Origin of the sequence: Agrobacterium burrii, assembly GCF_017313405.1 — a bacterium.
In the GTDB taxonomy this organism is placed as follows: Bacteria; Pseudomonadota; Alphaproteobacteria; order Rhizobiales; family Rhizobiaceae; genus Agrobacterium; species Agrobacterium burrii.
Genome location: NZ_JAFLNA010000019.1, coordinates 1 through 18,579 on the forward strand (window position 1 = coordinate 1; position 18,579 = coordinate 18,579).

Annotated in this window: 16 protein-coding genes and 1 pseudogene; 7 read left to right on the forward strand and 10 right to left on the reverse strand. The window is 56.7% G+C overall.

The annotated features are described in order from the left end of the window. The 5 genes from JZX89_RS25920 to JZX89_RS25940 all read left to right on the forward strand — a co-directional run. Positions 1-1,833, forward strand: a 1,833-nt coding sequence (locus tag JZX89_RS25920; protein ID WP_207135796.1) for a BID domain-containing protein, incomplete at its 5' end; no start/stop codon positions are given. Continuing rightward, a complete protein-coding gene (traF, locus tag JZX89_RS25925; RefSeq protein ID WP_207135797.1) occupies positions 1,830-2,360 on the forward strand; it encodes a conjugative transfer signal peptidase TraF in 531 nt (176 codons plus the stop codon). The genes JZX89_RS25920 and traF, both read left to right, overlap by 4 nt. Continuing rightward, a complete protein-coding gene (locus tag JZX89_RS25930; RefSeq protein ID WP_207135798.1) occupies positions 2,281-3,576 on the forward strand; it encodes a conjugal transfer protein TraB in 1,296 nt (431 codons plus the stop codon). Before traF ends, JZX89_RS25930 begins: the two co-directional genes overlap by 80 nt. Positions 3,577-3,589: 13 nt before the next feature. After that, entirely contained in the window at positions 3,590-4,210 is a 621-nt protein-coding gene (locus JZX89_RS25935; protein WP_207135799.1) for a TraH family protein, read from the forward strand. A 311-nt stretch (positions 4,211-4,521) separates the two neighbouring features. Beyond that, complete coding sequence (locus JZX89_RS25940) at positions 4,522-4,830, forward strand: transcriptional repressor TraM (protein ID WP_207135800.1); 309 nt, start codon at positions 4,522-4,524, stop codon at positions 4,828-4,830. Positions 4,831-4,838: 8 nt separating this feature from the next. Here the strand turns inward: JZX89_RS25940 and traR are convergent, their stop codons facing one another. Both traR and JZX89_RS25950 read right to left on the reverse strand, forming a co-directional pair. Beyond that, the gene (gene traR, locus JZX89_RS25945; protein ID WP_207135801.1) at positions 4,839-5,543 is read right to left on the reverse strand and encodes an autoinducer-binding transcriptional regulator TraR; all 705 of its coding nucleotides are present in this window, start codon (positions 5,541-5,543) and stop codon (positions 4,839-4,841) included. Positions 5,544-6,391: 848 nt separating this feature from the next. Then, entirely contained in the window at positions 6,392-7,354 is a 963-nt protein-coding gene (locus tag JZX89_RS25950) for a GlxA family transcriptional regulator (protein WP_207135802.1), read from the reverse strand. Positions 7,355-7,548: 194 nt separating this feature from the next. On the opposite strand from JZX89_RS25950, the gene JZX89_RS25955 reads away from it, so the two are divergent. Next, entirely contained in the window at positions 7,549-8,514 is a 966-nt protein-coding gene (locus JZX89_RS25955; RefSeq protein WP_207135803.1) for an AraC family transcriptional regulator, read from the forward strand. 345 nt (positions 8,515-8,859) lie between these two features. After that, complete coding sequence (tnpA, locus tag JZX89_RS25960; protein WP_207135804.1) at positions 8,860-9,201, forward strand: IS66-like element accessory protein TnpA; 342 nt, start codon at positions 8,860-8,862, stop codon at positions 9,199-9,201. Between the two features lie 77 nt (positions 9,202-9,278). On the opposite strand, the pseudogene JZX89_RS25965 reads toward tnpA, so the two are convergent. The 8 genes and pseudogenes from JZX89_RS25965 to JZX89_RS26000 all read right to left on the reverse strand — a co-directional run. Continuing rightward, positions 9,279-9,500: pseudogene (locus JZX89_RS25965) on the reverse strand (IS66 family transposase); the annotation flags it as partial. Between the two features lie 3 nt (positions 9,501-9,503). After that, positions 9,504-10,442 (reverse strand): HD-GYP domain-containing protein, encoded by a 939-nt coding sequence (locus tag JZX89_RS25970; protein ID WP_207135805.1) that lies wholly within the window; start codon positions 10,440-10,442, stop codon positions 9,504-9,506. A gap of 153 nt (positions 10,443-10,595) precedes the next feature. Further along, a complete protein-coding gene (locus JZX89_RS25975) occupies positions 10,596-11,078 on the reverse strand; it encodes a chemotaxis protein CheW (protein ID WP_207135806.1) in 483 nt (160 codons plus the stop codon). Beyond that, positions 11,078-12,988, reverse strand: a complete 1,911-nt coding sequence (locus tag JZX89_RS25980) for a methyl-accepting chemotaxis protein (RefSeq protein WP_207135807.1) — start codon at positions 12,986-12,988, stop codon at positions 11,078-11,080. The genes JZX89_RS25975 and JZX89_RS25980 overlap by 1 nt, the downstream gene beginning before the upstream one ends. A 306-nt stretch (positions 12,989-13,294) precedes the next feature. Next, positions 13,295-14,314: a helix-turn-helix domain-containing protein gene (locus JZX89_RS25985; RefSeq protein ID WP_207135808.1), complete on the reverse strand. Its 1,020-nt coding sequence runs from the start codon at positions 14,312-14,314 to the stop codon at positions 13,295-13,297. A 66-nt stretch (positions 14,315-14,380) separates the two neighbouring features. Beyond that, positions 14,381-15,088 (reverse strand): L-ribulose-5-phosphate 4-epimerase AraD, encoded by a 708-nt coding sequence (araD, locus tag JZX89_RS25990; protein ID WP_207135809.1) that lies wholly within the window; start codon positions 15,086-15,088, stop codon positions 14,381-14,383. Between the two features lie 12 nt (positions 15,089-15,100). Continuing rightward, entirely contained in the window at positions 15,101-16,615 is a 1,515-nt protein-coding gene (gene araA / locus JZX89_RS25995) for an L-arabinose isomerase (RefSeq protein ID WP_369809617.1), read from the reverse strand. Between the two features lies 1 nt (position 16,616). Continuing rightward, positions 16,617-18,329, reverse strand: a complete 1,713-nt coding sequence (locus JZX89_RS26000) for a ribulokinase (RefSeq protein ID WP_207135811.1) — start codon at positions 18,327-18,329, stop codon at positions 16,617-16,619. Positions 18,330-18,579 lie beyond the last annotated feature (250 nt).

The following is an 18,579-nucleotide window of genomic DNA, read 5'->3' on the forward strand; positions in this document are numbered from 1 at the left end:
GCCGTCGTCAGGGCAGGCGCCAAGATCGTTCTGGTCGGCGATCCCGAACAGCTCCAGCCGATCGAGGCGGGTGCTGCTTTCCGCGCCATCGTTGACCGCATCGGTTATGCAGAACTCGAGACAATCTATCGCCAGCGCGAGGACTGGATGCGCAAGGCATCGCTCGATCTGGCGCGCGGCAATGTCGAGAAGGCGCTGGCGGCGTACGACGCCAATGTCAGGATCACGGGCACGCGACTGAAGGCGGAAGCCGTCGAGACGCTGATCGCCGACTGGAACCACGATTACGACCAGACGAAGACGACGTTGATCCTCGCCCATCTGCGCCGCGATGTTCGCATGCTCAATGTCATGGCCCGCGAAAAGCTCGTCGAACGCGGTATCGTCGGAGAAGGCCAGGTCTTCAGAACCGCCGACGGTGAGCGCCGTTTCGACGTCGGTGACCAGATCGTCTTCCTGAAGAACGAGGGATCGCTCGGTGTCAGGAACGGCATGATCGCACACGTCGTCGAAGCCGCGCCGAACCGCATCGTGGTGATGATCGGAGAAGGTGATCAGCGGCGGCAGGTCACCGTCGAACAGCGCTTCTACAGCAAGCTCGATTATGGCTATGCCACGACGATCCACAAGAGCCAAGGTGCGACCGTTGACAAGGTCAAGGTGCTGGCGTCGCTCTCGCTCGACCGGCATCTGACCTATGTGGCGATGACCCGCCATCGCGAGGATCTGCAGCTTTATTTTGGCCAGCGATCCTTTGCCTACAGAGGCGGACTTTCGAAGGTTCTCTCCCGCAGGAACGCCAAGGAAACCACGCTCGATTACGAGCGCGGCACGCTTTACCGGCAGGCGCTGCAGTTCGCAGAGAACCGGAGCCTGCACATCATGCAGGTGGCGCGCACGCTCGTCCGCGACCGGCTCGACTGGACACTACGCCAGAAGGACAGACTGGCCGTTCTAACACGGCGGCTTCGGGCGCTCGGTGAGCGTCTCGGCCTGCAGCAATCGCCGACCACTCAAACGATGAAGGAGGCCGCGCCGATGGTCGCAGGCATCAAGACATTCCCCGGGTCTGTCGCTGACACAGTCGGTGACAAGCTCGGCGCAGATCCCGCCCTGAAGCAGCAATGGGAGGAAGTCTCCGCGCGCTTCCGCTATGTGTTTGCCGATCCCGAAACGGCATTCCGGGCGATGAACTTCGACGATGTTCTCGCCAACAAGGAGATCGCGCGTCAGGTGTTGCAGAAGGTCGAGACCGATCCGGCGTCGATTGGGCCGCTGAAAGGCAAGACCGGGATCCTCGCCAGCAAGGCTGATCGCGAGGCACGCCGGGTGGCGGAGATCAATGTGCCCGCCCTGAAGCGCGATCTCGAGCAGTATCTGCGGATGCGCGAAACTGCCGTGCAGCGGCTGCAGGCCGATGAACATGCGCTGCGCCAGCGTGTCTCGATGGACATTCCGGCGCTGTCACCGGCGGCGCGTGTGGTGTTGGAGCGGGTGTGCGATGCGATCGACAGAAACGACCTGCCGGCGGCAATGGGATACGCGCTCAGCAACCGGGAAACCAAGCAGGAGATCGACGGGTTTAACCAGGCCATCACCGAGCGGTTCGGGGAGCGCACGCTGCTTGCCAACACCGCACGCGAGCCGTCCGGAACGCTGTACGAGAAACTGTCCGAGGGCATGAAGCCCGAACAGAAGAAGCAGCTGAAAGAAGCCTGGCCGGTCATGCGGACGGCGCAGCAGCTTGCTGCTCATGAACGCACGGCACAGACGCTGAAACAGGTCGAGGAACTGCGCCTGACACAACGCCAGTCTCCGGTGGTAAAGCAATGAGCCGGCGCTACACCATCATGTTCGTGAGTGCCTCCATCCTCATCATCGGCGCCTTCGTGACCAGTGCTGCGGTTGGCGGCTACCGGGTGAACCTGACGCCGAGTGAGCTGCTCGGGCTCTGGCGGATCGAGCAGCTTCATCGCCCTGTCGAGGTCGGTGATCTGGTGTTCATCTGCCCGCCGGCGAATGCGAAGTTCGAGCAAGCGCGCCGTCGCGGTTATCTCCGCTGCGGTCTGTGCGTCGGGGGAGTCGCGCCGCTGATCAAGACAGTTGCAGCACTGCCCGGCCAGCATGTCGAAATCACCGGTCACGTCGTCATCGATGGTACCGTTCTCGCCAGCTCAGCCGTCCACGACAGGGATGGCGAGGGCAGGTTGCTTGTGCCCGATCCTGGCGGCGTCGTGCCGCCCAAAACCCTGTTTCTCCATTCATCCTTTGCGAGCTCCTATGATAGCCGATATTTTGGGCCGGTTCCGGATTCCGGTCTTCTTGGCCTGGCGCGGCCGATCATCACCTTCGATCCATGACAATGGTGGTGGCCAAGTGGACAATCGATGGAAGTCTGCTCTGCTTGTCCTCGCCTCCGTCATCTGTGGCTGGCTCGGCTGGAGTGGAAACGTGTCTCTTCTCCCGGTCGCCATTGTCTTCCCGGCGCTTTGGGCGCAGTCGCCGTCGCGGAGGGTCGCAGCACTTGTTTCGACCGGGTACTTCCTCGCCGCCTCACGGGGCCTGCCGCAGGGCGTCGCCAACTTCTATACCGCCGATCTCTGGCCTGGGCTTTTTTTCTGGGCGGCGGCCTCAGTGTCGTTCGTCGGCGTGCATGCCGCACTCTGGACGATGCGTCCTGGTGAATTTGCGTCCGGGAAGAGGGGAGCGGGTTCGGCAAGGGCCGTGCGCTATCTGCTGGCGATGGCGTTGACGGGGCTGCCACCCTTCGGCATCACCGGATGGGCGCACCCGCTGACGGCGGCCGGCGTGCTGTTTCCGGGATGGAGGTGGTGGGGCCTCGTCGCGACCGCGATTCTGTTGGTCGTCATGACCGGTCGGAGATGGCAAATCGCGGTCGCAGTCCTGGGAGGACTTTACGTCTGGTCCGCCACGGACTGGATGCCCCGCAGGCTTACACCCGGATGGGCGAGCGTCGATCTCGAAATGGGAGAAAGCCTCGGCCGCGATTCATCGCTAAAGCATCATCGTGGCCTGATCGCCACGGTTCGCAAAGCCACTGCTCATAAAGACGGCATCCGCGTTGTTGTCCTCCCCGAAAGCACACTCGGCTTCTGGACGCCGATAGTTCAGCGCGTCTGGCAAGAGGGACTGCGAGGCTCCGGCCTCACCATCATCGCCGGTGCAGCCATCGTCGATCCGCGGGGCTACGACAATGTCATGGTGACGATCTCGGCCGACGCGGCGAATGTGCTTTATCGCGAACGCATGCCAGTTCCAGGCTCGATGTGGCAGCCGTGGCAACAATGGACCGGGCAGGGCGGTGGCGCGCGGGCCGACTTCTTCGGCAACCCGGTGGTTGAGGTTGGTGGAACCAGGATCGCGCCGCTGATCTGCTACGAGCAGCTTGTCCTCTGGCCGGTCCTCCAATCGATGCTGCATTCTCCCGACATCATCCTTGCCATGGGCAATGGCTGGTGGACCGACAGCACCTCGATCGTTGCGATCCAGAAGGCGAGCGTAACCGCCTGGGCGAGGCTGTTTGGCCTGCCTGTCATCATGGCCTTCAACACCTGAGGAGATTTTTACGATGGTCGATGCCGCCCTGGTTCAACATTGCGCCGATCCCGGTCTGAAACTCGCCGTTGTCGAGCAATTCATCGAACGCGCGGGCTCGCAGGACCCGCTGGCGATTATGGTTCGCTCGGGAAACCGCACCGTGCTCGTGCCGAAACCGAAGACACCGGAAGAGGCGCTGGCGCTGATCCGCGACAATCTCGGCCGTAACATCGTGCGCGTCGGGATGACGCAATATCCCGCCGGGCTTGGTATCCTGGAGGCGGGTCAGCTGAAGGCAGATCTTGTCGACGCGTGCGAGAACATCCGCATGGGCACGGCGCTGTTCGCGAAGATCTACCGGATCGTCATCAAATGGTATGGCGGCCCAACGAGCGAGGAGGTGTTGCCGCAAGTATTCGATGACGCGATTATCGCGTGGCAGACGGGGTATTTCGAAGGGGTGGCGGTGTTTCGCGCGGAAGACCCTGGTCAGATCAAGATCGCTCAACCAATCGGTCGCAAGCAATCAGAACCCCATCCGGGCGATGGAGCCGACGCAATCCCTGTCGAGGCGCAAACCGAGGCTGAAGTCAGCAATCCGAACAATGCCAGCATTAGGATCGACCTTTCCGGCATCGGCTCAAGACCTTAGGCTCGCTGGTCCTGCAGATCTGCAAAGCATTTGTCGCTCTGCTCCCCTAGCGAAAACGCCAAGCGACCTCTATAAGAGCAGGTAGAGCAGTACGCGCTGCTCCGGGGTGTGGAAACCCCTACTCAGCGGTTGATGCTGGCCGATGCAGCATCAGAATCCTCTGGCTTTATGGCCGGGGGCTTGCGACGTATGTCCAGGCTCCGGCTAAAGGTCGTAGGACTGTCTGAGTACAGTTTCCAACCCCCGGCTTGGGATCAGAAGATTAATGTTGGCGGGGGCGCACCGCGGACGATACCTTGGTTGGATGGCAGATGGTTTCGGAAGATTCTTCGATGCTAGAAACATGTGAACTGCGCCCCGTGGTCGGGCTGACGCGTGGCCTTAACAAGACGGATGTGGAAATTCTCACCATCAATGCCGTGCGGCTCCACCGGCAGCTGCTTGAAAGGTCAGATCAACTGTTCCAGGCGTTGCCGGACGACTTCAAGACAGGGAAATCTGCAGGGGGAGTGCAGCATCTCCAGTACATCGAAGCGATGATTGAGATGCATGCCCAAATGGGCTCGCTGAACACGCTGGTCGGAGTTCTGGGCTACATTCCAAAAGTATCGGTTAACTGAGTCCTCCCTCAGATGAGCCTGGCGCGGACAGCGAGCGCAACGAGATGTGGCATGGTGTGAATTTCGAGGCGCTTCCGGGTCTCTTCGAGTTTGCTCTTTACCGAATTGTATTTGACGCCCTCTAAGTCTGCGGCTTCCTCCATGGTTTTGCCAACAGCAATCCAATTTAAGTAGGCGGCCTCTTTGGGGTCGAGCCAATCGGGACGCTGCCCGTCCGGTATCAGGGGCATCAACGACATGCGTATATGGAGCTGGCCGACCGCGGCGGCTGCGGCGATCGGATTGATATCTCGGTCGAGTTGGAGTGTTGTCAAATCGGATGCCAGTGTAAACATCGACGTCGAGCCGTTCGCGGCTTTAATGGGAATCGTAATTCCTGAGCGAATGCCAAAATCGGCCGCTAAGTCAAAGAATTTACGCTCTTCCTTTGAAAATCGCTGCCTTTCTTGCTCTCCGCTCCACGCAAAAGCCTGCTTCAGAGACTTGGCTCGGCTGACAACAGGATCAATGGCTTCGAATTTTCTCTTGAAATAGAGCGCCCGCCATTCTGGGTGATAGTTAGAGGCGGCGACCGTATGACCTGGCCTGATGTATAAATAGGCATACCCGCCGAAGCCGGCCTGTTGGGTAAGTTGGGTCAGGGCATCCTTCAGGACATGTTCGTCGCCTCGAAGTGCGGCAAGATCGGTTAGCTTGTCCAGCCAATGTTGCATTTTCTACTCCGTCTTAGTGTCAGGTGGAACAGGTCATTTACACCTCTTAGCTGTTGCCGCTACCAAGAATCAATCTAAGATTGCATAATCCTTTTTATGGAACTTTTATGGATAAATTCGGTGTTGTGACCAGCCCAAACTAGCAATCCCTTGCATTGGAATCTGCAACGTTGATAACGCACGGTTGACCAAGTTAATAAATGGCCAGCGTTCATGACGCATCGCAATCCGGATCTCCCGATAAGCCTGAGCTAGGCAGCACCGGTCCATCCATGTCGAGATGCTCCAAAACTCGAAACCAACAAGAAAAAACGGCTTGCTCTCATTCACCTAGTGCAAAAGGAGCGCGAACCGTTATCACACGGGCTCTTCGATCCGAGGCGCTCTACAGACTACGCAACTCTCAAGCTCTTACATTTTACAAGCCACTGTCTTGCAAATGATGTTCGACATTATCACTCCTTCGTTGAAGGATTTTTTTACAGCGGCTAAAAAGATCGATTTGATCGGCGAACAATTTTCTCGGCCAGCCATTTAAGAAGGAACATCCTTCTTAATAATAAAGAAGTCCTTTACTTTGCTTGTGTGGTGTCAACATCCAAAAATATTATTGCGTAAGAAGTATGTTTTTACGCAATCTTGACAGAACGACATGATCCAGTTCAATGAGTGAACGTCGTTATCATCGACAACGTTCACCTCCGTACGGTGGTTCAATCCAATGCGATCGCGCTGTCTTGCAACGCAAACGAGGCTACAAACGGGATCCAGGATCAACTTGAAGCTCGTCGCGGAAGTCCCTCGGCAGAACGGCGGCCACGTGAGCGCTAGCGCAGCCATCGCACGTGCTACCGGCACCTGAAATGCAGTCGGTGTTGTCCCGGACTGGTGCCGAACGTGTTCGAAAATCGCCGACTGAATGTCTCCTCGTTGGAGAAACCACACTTCCCAGCGATGTCCTTGATAGACAACGAGGTGTTAAGCAGAAGGTCACGTGACGCGTCAAGCCGCAGCGATTCCACAACCTTACTAGGCGTGTTGCCGAGTTGCGCCCGATAATGTCGCATGAATGTCCTTTCAGTCATGTTCATACGCCTGGCCAAAGCGGGCACTGACAGATCGTTAGCCAAGTTTTCAGACATCCAAGCGTGTAAATCCGAGAAGCGATTGCTTTTGGACTGCAGGTTCAGAGGAGCACTGAATTGTGTTTGGTCACCAGGACGACTAAGAAACATGACGAGGTGCCGTGCAACTGCGAGTGCGATCGACCTGCCCATGTCCTCTTCTACCAGCGCGAGAGCCAAGTCTATACCTGCGGTCACGCCTGCCGATGTCCAGACATGACCATCGTTGATAAAAATCGGGCCACGTTCGACAATGATGTCGGGAAAACATCGCCCCAGTTCACTGTAGTGTTCCCAATGTGTTGTTGCCCGGCGTCCACGAAGATGGCCGGTCACTGCCAGGGCGAACGTACCGCTACACACTGCGGCCAACCTTGCCGATTTCTCGCACTGACGGGAAAGACAGGATCCAAGATCTTTGTCGTCCAGAAAGAGCCTGGGGTTCGACCCTCCGGGTACTATCAAGGTATGCTGTGAGGGCGCGGCAGCGTCGATCTTCAAAGTTTTCAACATGAGGCCAGAAGGCAAGCCTACCTGTCCGTCACGCGAGACCACAGTGACGTCGTAAAAGTGTGCGCCGCTTTTGTTCAAATAGTTAGCCATGAGGAACACCTCAAATGGCCCCGAAAAATCAAGCAGATTCATTCCGGTGTAAGCAAACATTTGCACCGTGATCGCCTCAGCCATGAAGTCCTCCAAAACTCCTGAACATCAGTTTGGCAGAATTCGTCAACTATCTGACCTTTCGCCGGCTGGCATTGGCATATCATAGATGTTTTTAGAGTCGATCAAGGCTTGTTCTCACATGACGTTTGTATCTGATGCCGAACTCAAAGTGCCGCATAGAATTCATTGAAGTTTCTAGTGATGAACCAGCTACGGTGAATACAGCTGTCTCCAAGATTTCGACGCACGCAATATACTCTGCGCTCAATTCCGATGCGACGTTCCAGATGGCGATCCGGTTTGTCCTTGTGGGCGACATCAGTGTGTGGGAAACCTCCTCGTCGACCGGATATTTGATGGCTTCCGTGGCAACACAGCAGCCTTCGATTGAGCTGCATTTTGTAGAAAAGGGGCGCTGTTTCTCAAGGACTAATAATTCTGTCGTTGATGCGAGTGCCGGGACCGCCTATCTGCTTCGCGACACCGTAAGGCACGACCTGATGAGTGAACCAGGGACATCTCAAATCTGCGTCACGATGCCCTCTGCCCACTTTATGCGTCTGTATGAAAGTAGATTTGGAGATCCGCGGCAAGACCTTTCAAGCATGCATTGCATGGCGAGTGGCATCCAACCAAAGTTGCAGTGTTTGAAGGAGGCGGCCAAACTCCTGATTTCCGTTAGCAGTAACGAGCGACCGACCGGGGGGAAATCGCTTGGAGCCAGTGTGTTGAGCGAAGCATTTTTTGCTATGTTTATTGAAAGCTGGCCTCGGCGGGGCTGTCAAAGAAGGAACGAAACTGTAAGGCCGTTTTACGTTAAGCGCGCCATCGACTGGATACATGCCAATGCTATGCAGAAAGTCAACCTGGAAGATCTCGTCTCCGCTTCAGGTGTTAGCGTTCGGACGCTGCAACTCGGGTTTCGAAATTTTGTCGAGCTGAGTCCTATGGGATATTTACTTAAGTTTCGGCTAGAGTGCGCATACAACGATCTAGTGACCGGCCCTGAGACTGTTACAATCGATGATATTGCAAGGCGCTGGGGCTTCACCAATCCTGGCAAGTTCTCAGCTCAAATTCGACAGAGGTACGGACAAAATCCACTAGCGATCCGCAAGGCTCAGCGATTGGATGCCGCTGAACAGAATATCGATCGAATAATATTTCATAGCTCTTTCTAACAATAGACTCCGAGCATCAGCACAACCCGTTCAGATCAATGCTTTCGCCCAAATCGGTATTACTAGCGGATCAGGGCGAAGCAAATTTGGCCTCAAGCTGTAATTCACTTCCATACTTGGCAATTTGGCAAATTAACGTTAGCTGTTGGTTATGGGATGGCCCTCCGTTCCGAGAACATAGAGTATGATGCTCGTCATTGAAGGAAGAGGAGCCAGATCATGACGATTTCGATACTTCCCATCGACATAGGAAAGTATCGCTCCGGCGTGGACCGCCTTGCGAGTTTTTAGCGATACCGTGATTTTGCGCTCTTGAGAGTGGACTTAAGAGCGCAATGAGGAACTATGGCACACGCCATTTTGCTGACAGGTCACGAACGGCGTCGTCGTTGGTCACCGGACCAACGGCTGGAAATTCTGGAGGCAGCATTTGCTCCGGGGGCAAATGTCTCGGAGGTAGCGCGCCGTTTTGATGTTTCGACGGGGCTGCTGTACACGTGGCGGCGCCAAGCGCTGACTGTGAAAGATGGGCCTGCTTTTGTGCCGGCGACGGTTATGGATTTCTCGGGCAGTGCCGTTGGTGGGTCGGCGGCCGTCTGTGTTGAATTTGCCGACGGCACGAAGGTGAAGATTGCGTCTTTTGCACCTCACGACCTTGCTGCTGCCGTGATGCGCGCGCTCAAATGATCCCGATCAGTTCAAGCGTGCGGGTTTGGATTGCGAGCGGCCATTGCGATATGCGCAAGGGAATGCAGGGTCTTGCTCTGATCGTCGAGAAGGTCATACTCGACACGTTCGCGCGGCAGATTTTCCGGCAAGGGCCTGCGGCCGCGCTTCTTGCCTTCCGGCTTTTCCGCTGGCGGCAGGCCAGTGTCCGGCAGGTCGATGACGTCGTCATCTTCACTGTCGCCATCATCCTCGCCGGCAATCTGTTCGGCTTCATTGAAGAGGCGATCGACGTGCTTTTCGCTGCGAGGCGCAAACCGCTCCTAGCGCATACCAATCGCACTCAAACTACGAAAGAAACACCGGAGTAGCGTTTGATCGAACTGCCCTTCCTGCTTAAACATGAATTCGGCGGCATCACCCGGAACCCAGGCTTGCTTGTAGGGTCGCTTCGATGTGAGAGCATCATATACATCGCAAATGGATGCGATTCGAACTGGCAGAGTGATCTCACATCCTGACAAGCCTTTGGGGTAACCCTTTCCGTCCAGTCTCTCATGATGGTGCATACATATATCCAGAACGGCGTCGGGCATATCTCCCTGACGTGACAATAGCTCATAGCCTTGGAGCGGATGTTGACGAACCAGTGCCATCTCCGGGTCGGTGAGCCGACTGATCTTGTTCAGGATGTCGAGCGGCGTTTTTACTTTCCCGACGTCGTGCAGCAAACCACCCAGTCCTAGGACCTGGATGGTATTTTCGTCGGCCTTGATCGAACGGCCCAAATGGACCATCAACGCAGTCACGGCCACTGAATGAAGGAATGTATGTTCGTCCCTGGTTTTGAGCCGACTTACCGCGACCAACGCACGCGCACTATCATTCATGCACGCCGCGATTTCGTCAACGACACGCATCGCGTTGCCAACAGGTATGCTCTTTCCCATTCTTGCGTCTTCGAACATCGTCTCAATGAGTGGCTTCGCGTGTTCGATCGTTTGGAGGGCCCGCGCCAGCTGGGTAGCGCGCACGGCGCGACGGGTGCCGCTATTTCTCCGGGGTGGGGCAAGAGCGACATCGGCACCCTCGTCCGTGTTGATGACAATGTCGTCAGCACTACTGCTTCGCAGAGATTCTGCATCTTTGGGACAAACGAGCAAAAAGCGGCTTTTCCAGAAACGCTGACCTTTCCAGTCACCGTCAACCGATTCGATGAACATCCCCAAACGCACCTGCTCTGGTTTGATATGCTTGAGCATCTTCGTATAACTTTCACTTTTAAGGCGGGGTTTGATAACCGACCGACTGTGCCGTAGTGGACGAGCACATCTGGAAGGGGATTTCAGTCTTTCCGGCAACTCTGCGAACCCTTTGGGGAACCACATGGTGGCTCCTTTTCTTGCGCGTGACCTCTAAGCCGCGATCACGCCCGTGGTTTCGAACTTCTCGAACATCCGCTCCAGATTAAGGAAGCAGATCATTCCGCCGGACTGGGCGATGATCCCATCAGCGTATCGCATGCCTGGAGACATGCTGATTTCCGGAACCGGCTGAAGCAGCGATGCGGGGATCGTCAGTATGTCCGAGACCCTATCAACGACGAGACCCATGGCCATATCAAAAACTTCGGCAACGACGATGGCGCTGCGCTCGTTCGGGTCGGTACTTCTCATGCCCAGCTTGTTGGCAAGGTCGATGATCGGGATCACCATGCCGCGCAGGTTCATGACCCCGATGACCTCCTCTGGCGCATGCGGGATTGGGGTGGCCGGGCCCCATCCGCGAATTTCGCGGATGGTCGTCGTGCGCACACAAAACTCCTGATCGTGCAGTCTGAAAGCGATGATCTCAAGCATCTCCGTCGTACCGCTGGCGGAGTGTCGTGAACTTTCCATCAAAAGTCCTCCCAGGTATCCTTGACGGCTGCATTGCCGGAGAACGCTTTGGCGACCTTGCTTGCCAGTTTACGGACAGGGGAATGAGCAGGACCCGCTGCCATGACAGACGCGGTCTGACGCAAGACGCCGCCGAGCTGAAACTGCGAGATGAGTTCGCGCAACCTACCGCTCTCATTGGCAAGCGTGGCACCTGCGGCACTGGTCTCCTCGACCATAGCGGCGTTCTGCTGGGTGACCTGGTCCATCTGATTAACAGCGGTATTAACCTCGGCAAGGCCAACGGACTGCTCTTTCGCGGAGGAGGCAATCGAGTCCATGTGTTGGTTGACCGTGACGATGTAGCCTTCGATGGTCTTCAACGCGTCACCGGTTTCGCTCACGAGTTTGACGCCACTCTGTACCTCGACAGAAGAGTTGCGGATTAGATCTTTGATTTCCTTGGCCGCTTGAGCCGAGCGCTGAGCTAGTTCGCGTACTTCCTGGGCAACAACAGCAAATCCCTTGCCGGCATCTCCAGCACGTGCCGCCTCGACGCCCGCATTTAGCGCCAGGAGATTGGTCTGAAAAGCGATCTCGTCGATGACGCCGATAATGTTGGAGACCTGGTTTGAAGAAGCCTCGATCTTCTGCATGGCATCGACGGCATTGGCGACCACCCGTCCGGACTGCGCCGCACTCTCATTGGCCTGCACCGCAACCTTGCGGGCTTCCTCAGCGCGTTTGGAGGAATTAGCAACATTTACGGTGATCTGGTCGAGGGCTGCGGCCGTTTCCTCAAGGGCTGCGGCCTGCTGTTCGGTCCGCTTGGAAAGATCATCGGCGCTGACACTGACCTCGCGGCTGCCGTTGTCGATGGCGCGGGTTGCGTCGGCCACAGCCCGCAGGGTTTCGGATAGCTGCGCCACTGCAGCGTTGAAGTCGGAACGCAAGGTTTCGAAGTTCGGCGCGAATGGGACTGCGAGTTGGAAGGTCAGGTCGCCGCTTGCCAGATGCTTCAAACCTTCGCCCAAACGGAGCGTTGCCTCCGCCATCTCCTCTGCACGCGCGCGGTCAGCTTCCGCCTTGCGCTGACGCTCCTCTTCCGAAAGGCTGCGGTTGGCGGCAGCCTCTTGCTCAAGACGAAGGTTGGCGACAGCATTGGAGCGGAATACCTCGACGGCGGCTGCCATATCGCCGATCTCGTCGGCGCGGCCTTCGTAGGGGACAGCGGTCGCGCTGTCGCCAGCGGCAAGACGCCTCATAGCGACTGTGATCGTCTGAATTGGTTTGGCAATACCGGAAACGGCGAACCAAATCGAGGCTAGGATGACGGCAAGACACAGCGTGACAATCATATAAGTGAGCATCATTGTCGAGTTGTAGGTTGCATTACTCGCTACCTGTCCGGCCGTTGCGCCGTCGGAGTTGAACACAACAATTTCATCAAGCAGCTTATTGATCTGGTTTGCCTTTGGGCGCATCAGTTCCTGCTGAAATTTTACAGCTTCAGCGTTTTTTTGTGCTCGCGATAGCTCGATCACCACAGTTCCCAGTTTGGAGAGTTCCTCAAATGAGGCTTTCACCTTGGCGATACGTTGGCGGCCAAAATCATCGGCGACATAGGTCTCGTACTTCGATATCGCGTCGAAAAACGCTGAGTTCGCTATCGAAATGCTTTCCTCGGCAGACGTGATCGCGGCGGCGTCCAGAGCGACGATATGGTTAAGATAGCCGCGCCGCGCATTGCCAAGTTCTATGCTCATGTCTTTTGACAGGCTGACCTTAGGCATCCATGTGGATGTAATCACTTCAGTGCTTTGATTAAGGGCACTCATGCTGAAAATTGCCATAACGGCAAATCCAAGAACGGAGACTGCTATCAGTGCGAGGGCAGAAATAAGTGCAGTTTTGATTTGAGGCCGTTTCATTTTTAGCTCCCAGCAGGAAACGCTGCTTGTATGAACGCATGGACCGGAAGCAAAATCATTCTGCCGAAGGTGCGAGGGATACGGTTTCATTCCGCGAAGTATTTCGTCTAAACAACGCTCTCTGATTCAGGTCGACCAAAGCCGCAATACCGTGTCGGAGAAATGTGATTTTTGACGGATAACTTTTTGTGAGTGAAGCTTCGCATTGGTTTACAAAATATAACTAAATTTGTAGCGTTCTCGTTGTCTTGCGTCGGCTGTATGGACTTGCGTGATTCGTATGATCCTAGCCTTATAAAGCGTGCGCTATTCTCTCGTTGTCGCCAGGCTTGCTGAAATCTCGCATGACGTTTTTTTGGGCCGTCGTCTGATGACAAGCGGATTTTCTCCGTATGTCGCGCGAATATCGGCTGCAAATTTTCCTGGATTTGAGAACCTCCATCGTCGGGCGATCTCGTCAACGGTGGTCGATGCGGGCTCCGAGACCAGGTCCTGATAGGCTTTTTGCAGTCTGACATTTTGTAGAAACGCCATCGGGCTGAGGCCACAAAAACTCTGAAACCCGAGTTGAAGCGTCCGACCGCTGACCCCCGATACCGCCGCGAGTTGTTCCAGAGTTACTTTGTCCGCAGCATGAGACTGGATCCATTCCATAGCCCTTTTGATGTAGAACGGCCTTGCAGAATGGTTCGTTGGATGACCAGACGATCTTGGCCAGCTTTCGGCGAAAAACGTGAGAATGCCTTCACAGAAGAGTTGGGCGGCTGTGGAGGTATCCTCCTGGACCGGAGCATCGCGTCCCAACGACAACACCAAATCGACGATTTGCTTCAGGGATCCTATGCTTGAGGTGCGAGAACTCGCGACAGGCTGCATTGCCAACAGGTCTGCCGACGGATCCCCGAACTTGGATGCCATCAGCATGGAATAGCGTGCCGCGGGAATTGCTATGCAGAGTAACGCCGTATCAGGCTGGCAGACAATATCCTGATAACTGAGGTCTTTGAATAGAAGCGCATCACCGGGGCCGCTTTCCATGGCGTGTTTGTCTATAACTGTGGAACAACCGCCTGCTTCCACAAAGTGCAACTCAAACATGGAATTTCGAGCCAGTTGTTTCTTCGATAAAAATCCGGTTGAAGATATTGAGTGCCACACATAAATGTCGTCAATCTGCGCGATTTGGATAGAGTGATGGAAATTACCATCGGTCCCAAGGGGCGAAAGTTGCACCGGTGACAAAACATTTGAGATAGCCAAACTGGCCACCTCGGCGTCGCGGTTATGAAACTGCCAAAAGCGTGTTTGTTGCCTGAGGTCCATCATCCTACCATCGCCCTCGCCCTTCCGGTCGTTCGAAGTGTCTGGCGGCGCTATGCTCGTCCGGGAAGGTCAGCAATTTTCGGCTGCCTGCGCTTGGCCATAATAGGCGGTGGCTCCATGCTTGCGCTGGAAGTGCCTTGCCAGCAATTCCTGTTCAATCGTCAGCAGGCCCGGTTCGAGCTGGAGCGACATCTGCGCCATACGCGCGATGCATTCGACCGCAACGGCCGCCTCTACCGCCTTGGCGACGGACTTGCCCCAGGTAAATGGCGCATGCCGGTTGACGAGAACGCCGGGGAAATCGAGAGGCTCGATGTCGCGGAAACGCTCGACGATGACATTACCGGTTTCCCATTCATAGGCACCCGAGATCTCGTCAGGGGTCATCTGCCGGGTCACGGGAATATCGCCGTTGAAATAATCGGCGTGAGTGGTGCCGAAGATCGGGATTGATCGACCCGCCTGCGCAAAAGCCGTCGCGCAGGAGGAATGCGTGTGAACAACACCGCCGATGCCTGGAAATGCAAGAAATAAGCAGCGATGCGTCGGCGTGTCCGACGACGGATTGAGCTTGCCCTCGACCCTGACGCCATCCATGTCGATGACGACCATGTCGTCGGGCGTCAGATCAGCATAGTCGACACCGCTGGGCTTGATCGCGAAGACCCCGCGTGCCCTGTCCACAGCGCTGGCATTGCCAAAGGTCAGATTGATCAGACCGAGCCGCGGCAGGGCGACATTCGCCTCAAAGGCTTCCCGTTTCAATTCAAGATACATGGTCGGTCCTCCTCAGGCGCGGATCCCGCGGGCGAAGTGGTAGTAGACTTCGTTGTTGCGCAGATCCTGCTTGAAGGCTGACAATGTTGTGCCAGCATCGATGACCGCCAGTTCGATGCCGGCGATCGTCGCGAAGTCTTCCAGCATCTCCGTGGTGACATCGTAGCTGTAGCCTGTGTGGTGTGCGCCGCCGGCAAGAATCCAGGCGGTTGTCGCGGTCTTGAAGTCCGGTTTGCAGGTCCACACGGCGCGCGCGACCGGCAAGTTCGGCAAGGCCGGATGCTCCACCGCTTCCACTTCGTTGACCAATAAACGGAATCGGTTGCCAAGATCGACTAGTGTCGCATTCAGCGCCTGTCCCGTCCGGGAATCGAAAACAAGGCGGACCGGATCCTCCTTGCCGCCAATGCCAAGCGGATGGATCTGGATTTCGGGTTTCGTTGCCGCGATCGTCGGGCAGATCTCCAGCATATGCGCACCCAGCACACGCTCGCTGCCGGAGGCCATATGGTAGGTGTAGTCTTCCATGAAGGAGGTTGCACCCGTCTTGCCGTGGCCCATAACCTTCATCGCGCGCAGAAGGGCTGAAGTTTTCCAGTCACCCTCGCCGGCGAAACCAAAACCGTCGGCCATCAGCCGCTGTGGTGCCAGACCCGGCAATTGCCTCAAGCCATGCAAGTCCTCGAACGTGGTCGTGAAGCCCTTAAACCCGCCTTGCGTCAGAAAAGCGCGAATGCCAAGTTCCTGTAGCGCCGCATAGCGCAGCGCTTCGTGACGGTCGCCCGTTCTTTGCAATGCAGGTGCAATGACGAACTGCGTCTCATATTCCTCGATTAGGGCATCGACGTCGCCCTGCGGCACGGCATTCATCAACGCGACCAGATCGCCGATACCATAGCCGTCGACAGAGAAACCAAAAGCAATTTCTGCTGCCACCTTGTCGCCCTCGGTTACCGCGACATCGCGCATATTGTCGCCGAACCTGCAGAAGCGGGCGCCTTGCCAGTCATGCCAGGCGCGCGCGGCGCGCATCCATGCATCGATCCGCCGGAGAACAAGCGGATCCGACCAGTGCCCGGCGACGACCTTGCGACCGAGCCGCAGCCTCGTGTGTATGAAACCTGCTTCCCGATCACCGTGGGCGGACTGGTTGAGGTTCATATAATCCATGTCGATGCTGTCCCAAGGCAAGTCGCGATCGAACTGGGTGTGCAGGTGTAAAAACGGCTTGTGCAATTGCGACAGTCCGCGGATCCACATCTTCGCTGGCGAGAACGTGTGCATCCACAACACAAGCCCCGCGCAATCCGCATCGGTATTGGCGTCGAGGCAAAGCTGGGTAATCTCGTCTGCGGTGGTAACGATCGGCTTGCAGACGAAATCGAGCGCGAGGGCGCCCGACTGCGCCATGGCCGCAGCGATCTGCCGGGCGTGGTCAGACACTTCCTGCAAGGGGCCGGGGCCGTAGAGATGCTGCGATCCGCAAACGAACCAGATTTTCGGCGTGCTCAAAGCTATCATTGTCATATCATCCAATCGCGGTTTGAAGATTGTCGCCGGATCCGTTCAGGTCCTTCAACCCGTTGGCTGCGGCAAATTTAATTTCGAGAAGGTCTTTCATGACGCGCGATAGATCAGCTGCGTTGTCGACGCCTCCGAAGCTGTCATGCAGGGTACGGTAAAGGGCGTAGAGCCGATCGTAGACCACACCATTTTCCGCCATCGGCTCGTATCTTTCCGACCGCAATGCGGTCATTGCGGCAATTGCCGTGTCGAAGCTGTCATGTACCTGCGCCATGACCGAGGCTGCGATCGCCGCACCCAGCGCGCAGGTCTGACTGGAGCGCGCGACCAGCATTGTGCAACCGATCACGTCCGCATAGATCTGCATCAGCATCGGATTTTTCTCCGCGATACCGCCCGTGCAGATAACACGGTCAACCGCAACGCCGCTGTCTCGCAGGCGCTCGATAATGGCGCGGGCGCCGAACGCCGTCGCCTCGACAAGCGCGCGGTAGATATCAGCTCGGGTGCTGTAGAGCGTCTGTCCCAAAACAAGACCAGAAAGAAGCTGGTCAACGAGAATGGTCCTGTTGCCATTGTTCCAGTCCAGCGCGAGCAAACCAGACTGCCCCGGCGCTTGCGCTTCGGCCTCGGCCGTGAGCGCAGCGTGCATCGGGCCGTCGCCCTGGCAGACAACCTCGACCCACCATTTGAAGATGTCGCCGACGGCGGACTGGCCAGCCTCGATGCCATAGTAACGCGGCAAGATGGAGCCGTTGACAATGCCGCAGATGCCGGGAATCGTTTCGATCTCTCGTTCGACCGAGACTACGGCGCAGTCACAGGTGGAGGTACCGATGACTTTGACCAGGGTACCTTCTGTAACACCGCAACCGATCGCACCGTAGTGGACGTCGAAAGCGCCGATTGCGATGGGAATGCCTTTCGAGAGACCGAGTTCCTCGGCCCAGGAACTCGAAAGCCAACCCGCCGGGCTGGCCGCATCCTGCGCCCAGTCGTAGAGCCGGTCGCGCAGGTCGGCGATTTCAGGGTCAAGCATTGAAAGGAATTCCCTGTCGGGAAGGCCGCCCCATTGCCGGTTGTACATCGCCTTGTGTCCGGCAGCGCACATCCCGCGCTTGACATGATGCACGTTGGTCACACCTGCCAACACGGACGGGATCCAGTCGGCAAGCTCCACCCAGGAATATGCCGCCTTGAAAACATCCGGCGCAACCTTGAGGCAGTGCCAGATCTTCGACCAGAACCACTCGGACGAGTACGTCGCGCCGCACATCGCGATGTACTGAGGCCGATGTTCCGCCGCCAGGCTGGTGATTGCCGCGGCCTCCCGCCAGCTGGAATGATCTTTCCAAAGCCAGCAGTGTGCTGCGAGATTGTCCTGCCAGCGAGGATCAAGTGCTAAAGGTTGGTTATTTGCATCCACCGGAATGGGACTCGAGCCGGTCGTATCAACACCGATACCGACAATCGCGGCCGGGTCGAAGGCCGGTCGCTGGCGTGCCTGCTCGATGGCGAGTTTAACCGATGCCTTCAAGCCAAACAGATAGTCGGCGGGGTTCTGACGCGCGATGTTGTGGTCGAGCGAATCGAGAAGGATGCCTTGATTTCCGCTTGGATACTCAACGACGCCTGTGCCGAATTCCTCTCCATCTTTGCAGCGAACAATCAGCGCGCGCACCGAATTCGTTCCGTAGTCCACGCCTAAAGCGAACATTTCAATTCCTCCATTGCTTGGTCGCGCCCCAGTGGAGCCAAACCTGCGTGCGAGTGCTTTTTCACGGGGCAAGCGTCGTCACCGTCGCGCCCATGGTGGGGCAACCCGATGGTGCGGTGACAACTGTTCCCGCGTAAATGAACCGATTAAACCAAGGGCGCGGCGGCCTGCAGTTATGTGTGCACCGCGCGCGCCTCCCCTCCCTGGCCGCAACGATCAGGGCTGCACAGAATTGGGTAATGTTGTGGAA

Bases quoted from the DNA above. Each gene is read 5' to 3' on its own strand.
- JZX89_RS25940 (WP_207135800.1), top strand. From the start codon at position 4,522: ATGGTTTCGGAAGATTCTTCGATGCTAGAAACATGTGAACTGCGCCCC.
- JZX89_RS25950 (WP_207135802.1), bottom strand. From the start codon at position 7,354: ATGGCTGAGGCGATCACGGTGCAAATGTTTGCTTACACCGGAATGAAT.
- JZX89_RS25975 (WP_207135806.1), bottom strand. From the start codon at position 11,078: ATGGAAAGTTCACGACACTCCGCCAGCGGTACGACGGAGATGCTTGAG.
- traR (WP_207135801.1), bottom strand. From the start codon at position 5,543: ATGCAACATTGGCTGGACAAGCTAACCGATCTTGCCGCACTTCGAGGC.
- JZX89_RS25970 (WP_207135805.1), bottom strand. From the start codon at position 10,442: ATGCTCAAGCATATCAAACCAGAGCAGGTGCGTTTGGGGATGTTCATC.
- JZX89_RS25985 (WP_207135808.1), bottom strand. From the start codon at position 14,314: ATGATGGACCTCAGGCAACAAACACGCTTTTGGCAGTTTCATAACCGC.
- araD (WP_207135809.1), bottom strand. From the start codon at position 15,088: ATGTATCTTGAATTGAAACGGGAAGCCTTTGAGGCGAATGTCGCCCTG.
- tnpA (WP_207135804.1), top strand. From the start codon at position 8,860: ATGGCACACGCCATTTTGCTGACAGGTCACGAACGGCGTCGTCGTTGG.
- araA (WP_369809617.1), bottom strand. From the start codon at position 16,615: ATGACAATGATAGCTTTGAGCACGCCGAAAATCTGGTTCGTTTGCGGA.
- JZX89_RS25935 (WP_207135799.1), top strand. From the start codon at position 3,590: ATGGTCGATGCCGCCCTGGTTCAACATTGCGCCGATCCCGGTCTGAAA.
- traF (WP_207135797.1), top strand. From the start codon at position 1,830: ATGAGCCGGCGCTACACCATCATGTTCGTGAGTGCCTCCATCCTCATC.
- JZX89_RS25930 (WP_207135798.1), top strand. From the start codon at position 2,281: ATGATAGCCGATATTTTGGGCCGGTTCCGGATTCCGGTCTTCTTGGCC.
- JZX89_RS26000 (WP_207135811.1), bottom strand. From the start codon at position 18,329: ATGTTCGCTTTAGGCGTGGACTACGGAACGAATTCGGTGCGCGCGCTG.
- JZX89_RS25980 (WP_207135807.1), bottom strand. From the start codon at position 12,988: ATGAAACGGCCTCAAATCAAAACTGCACTTATTTCTGCCCTCGCACTG.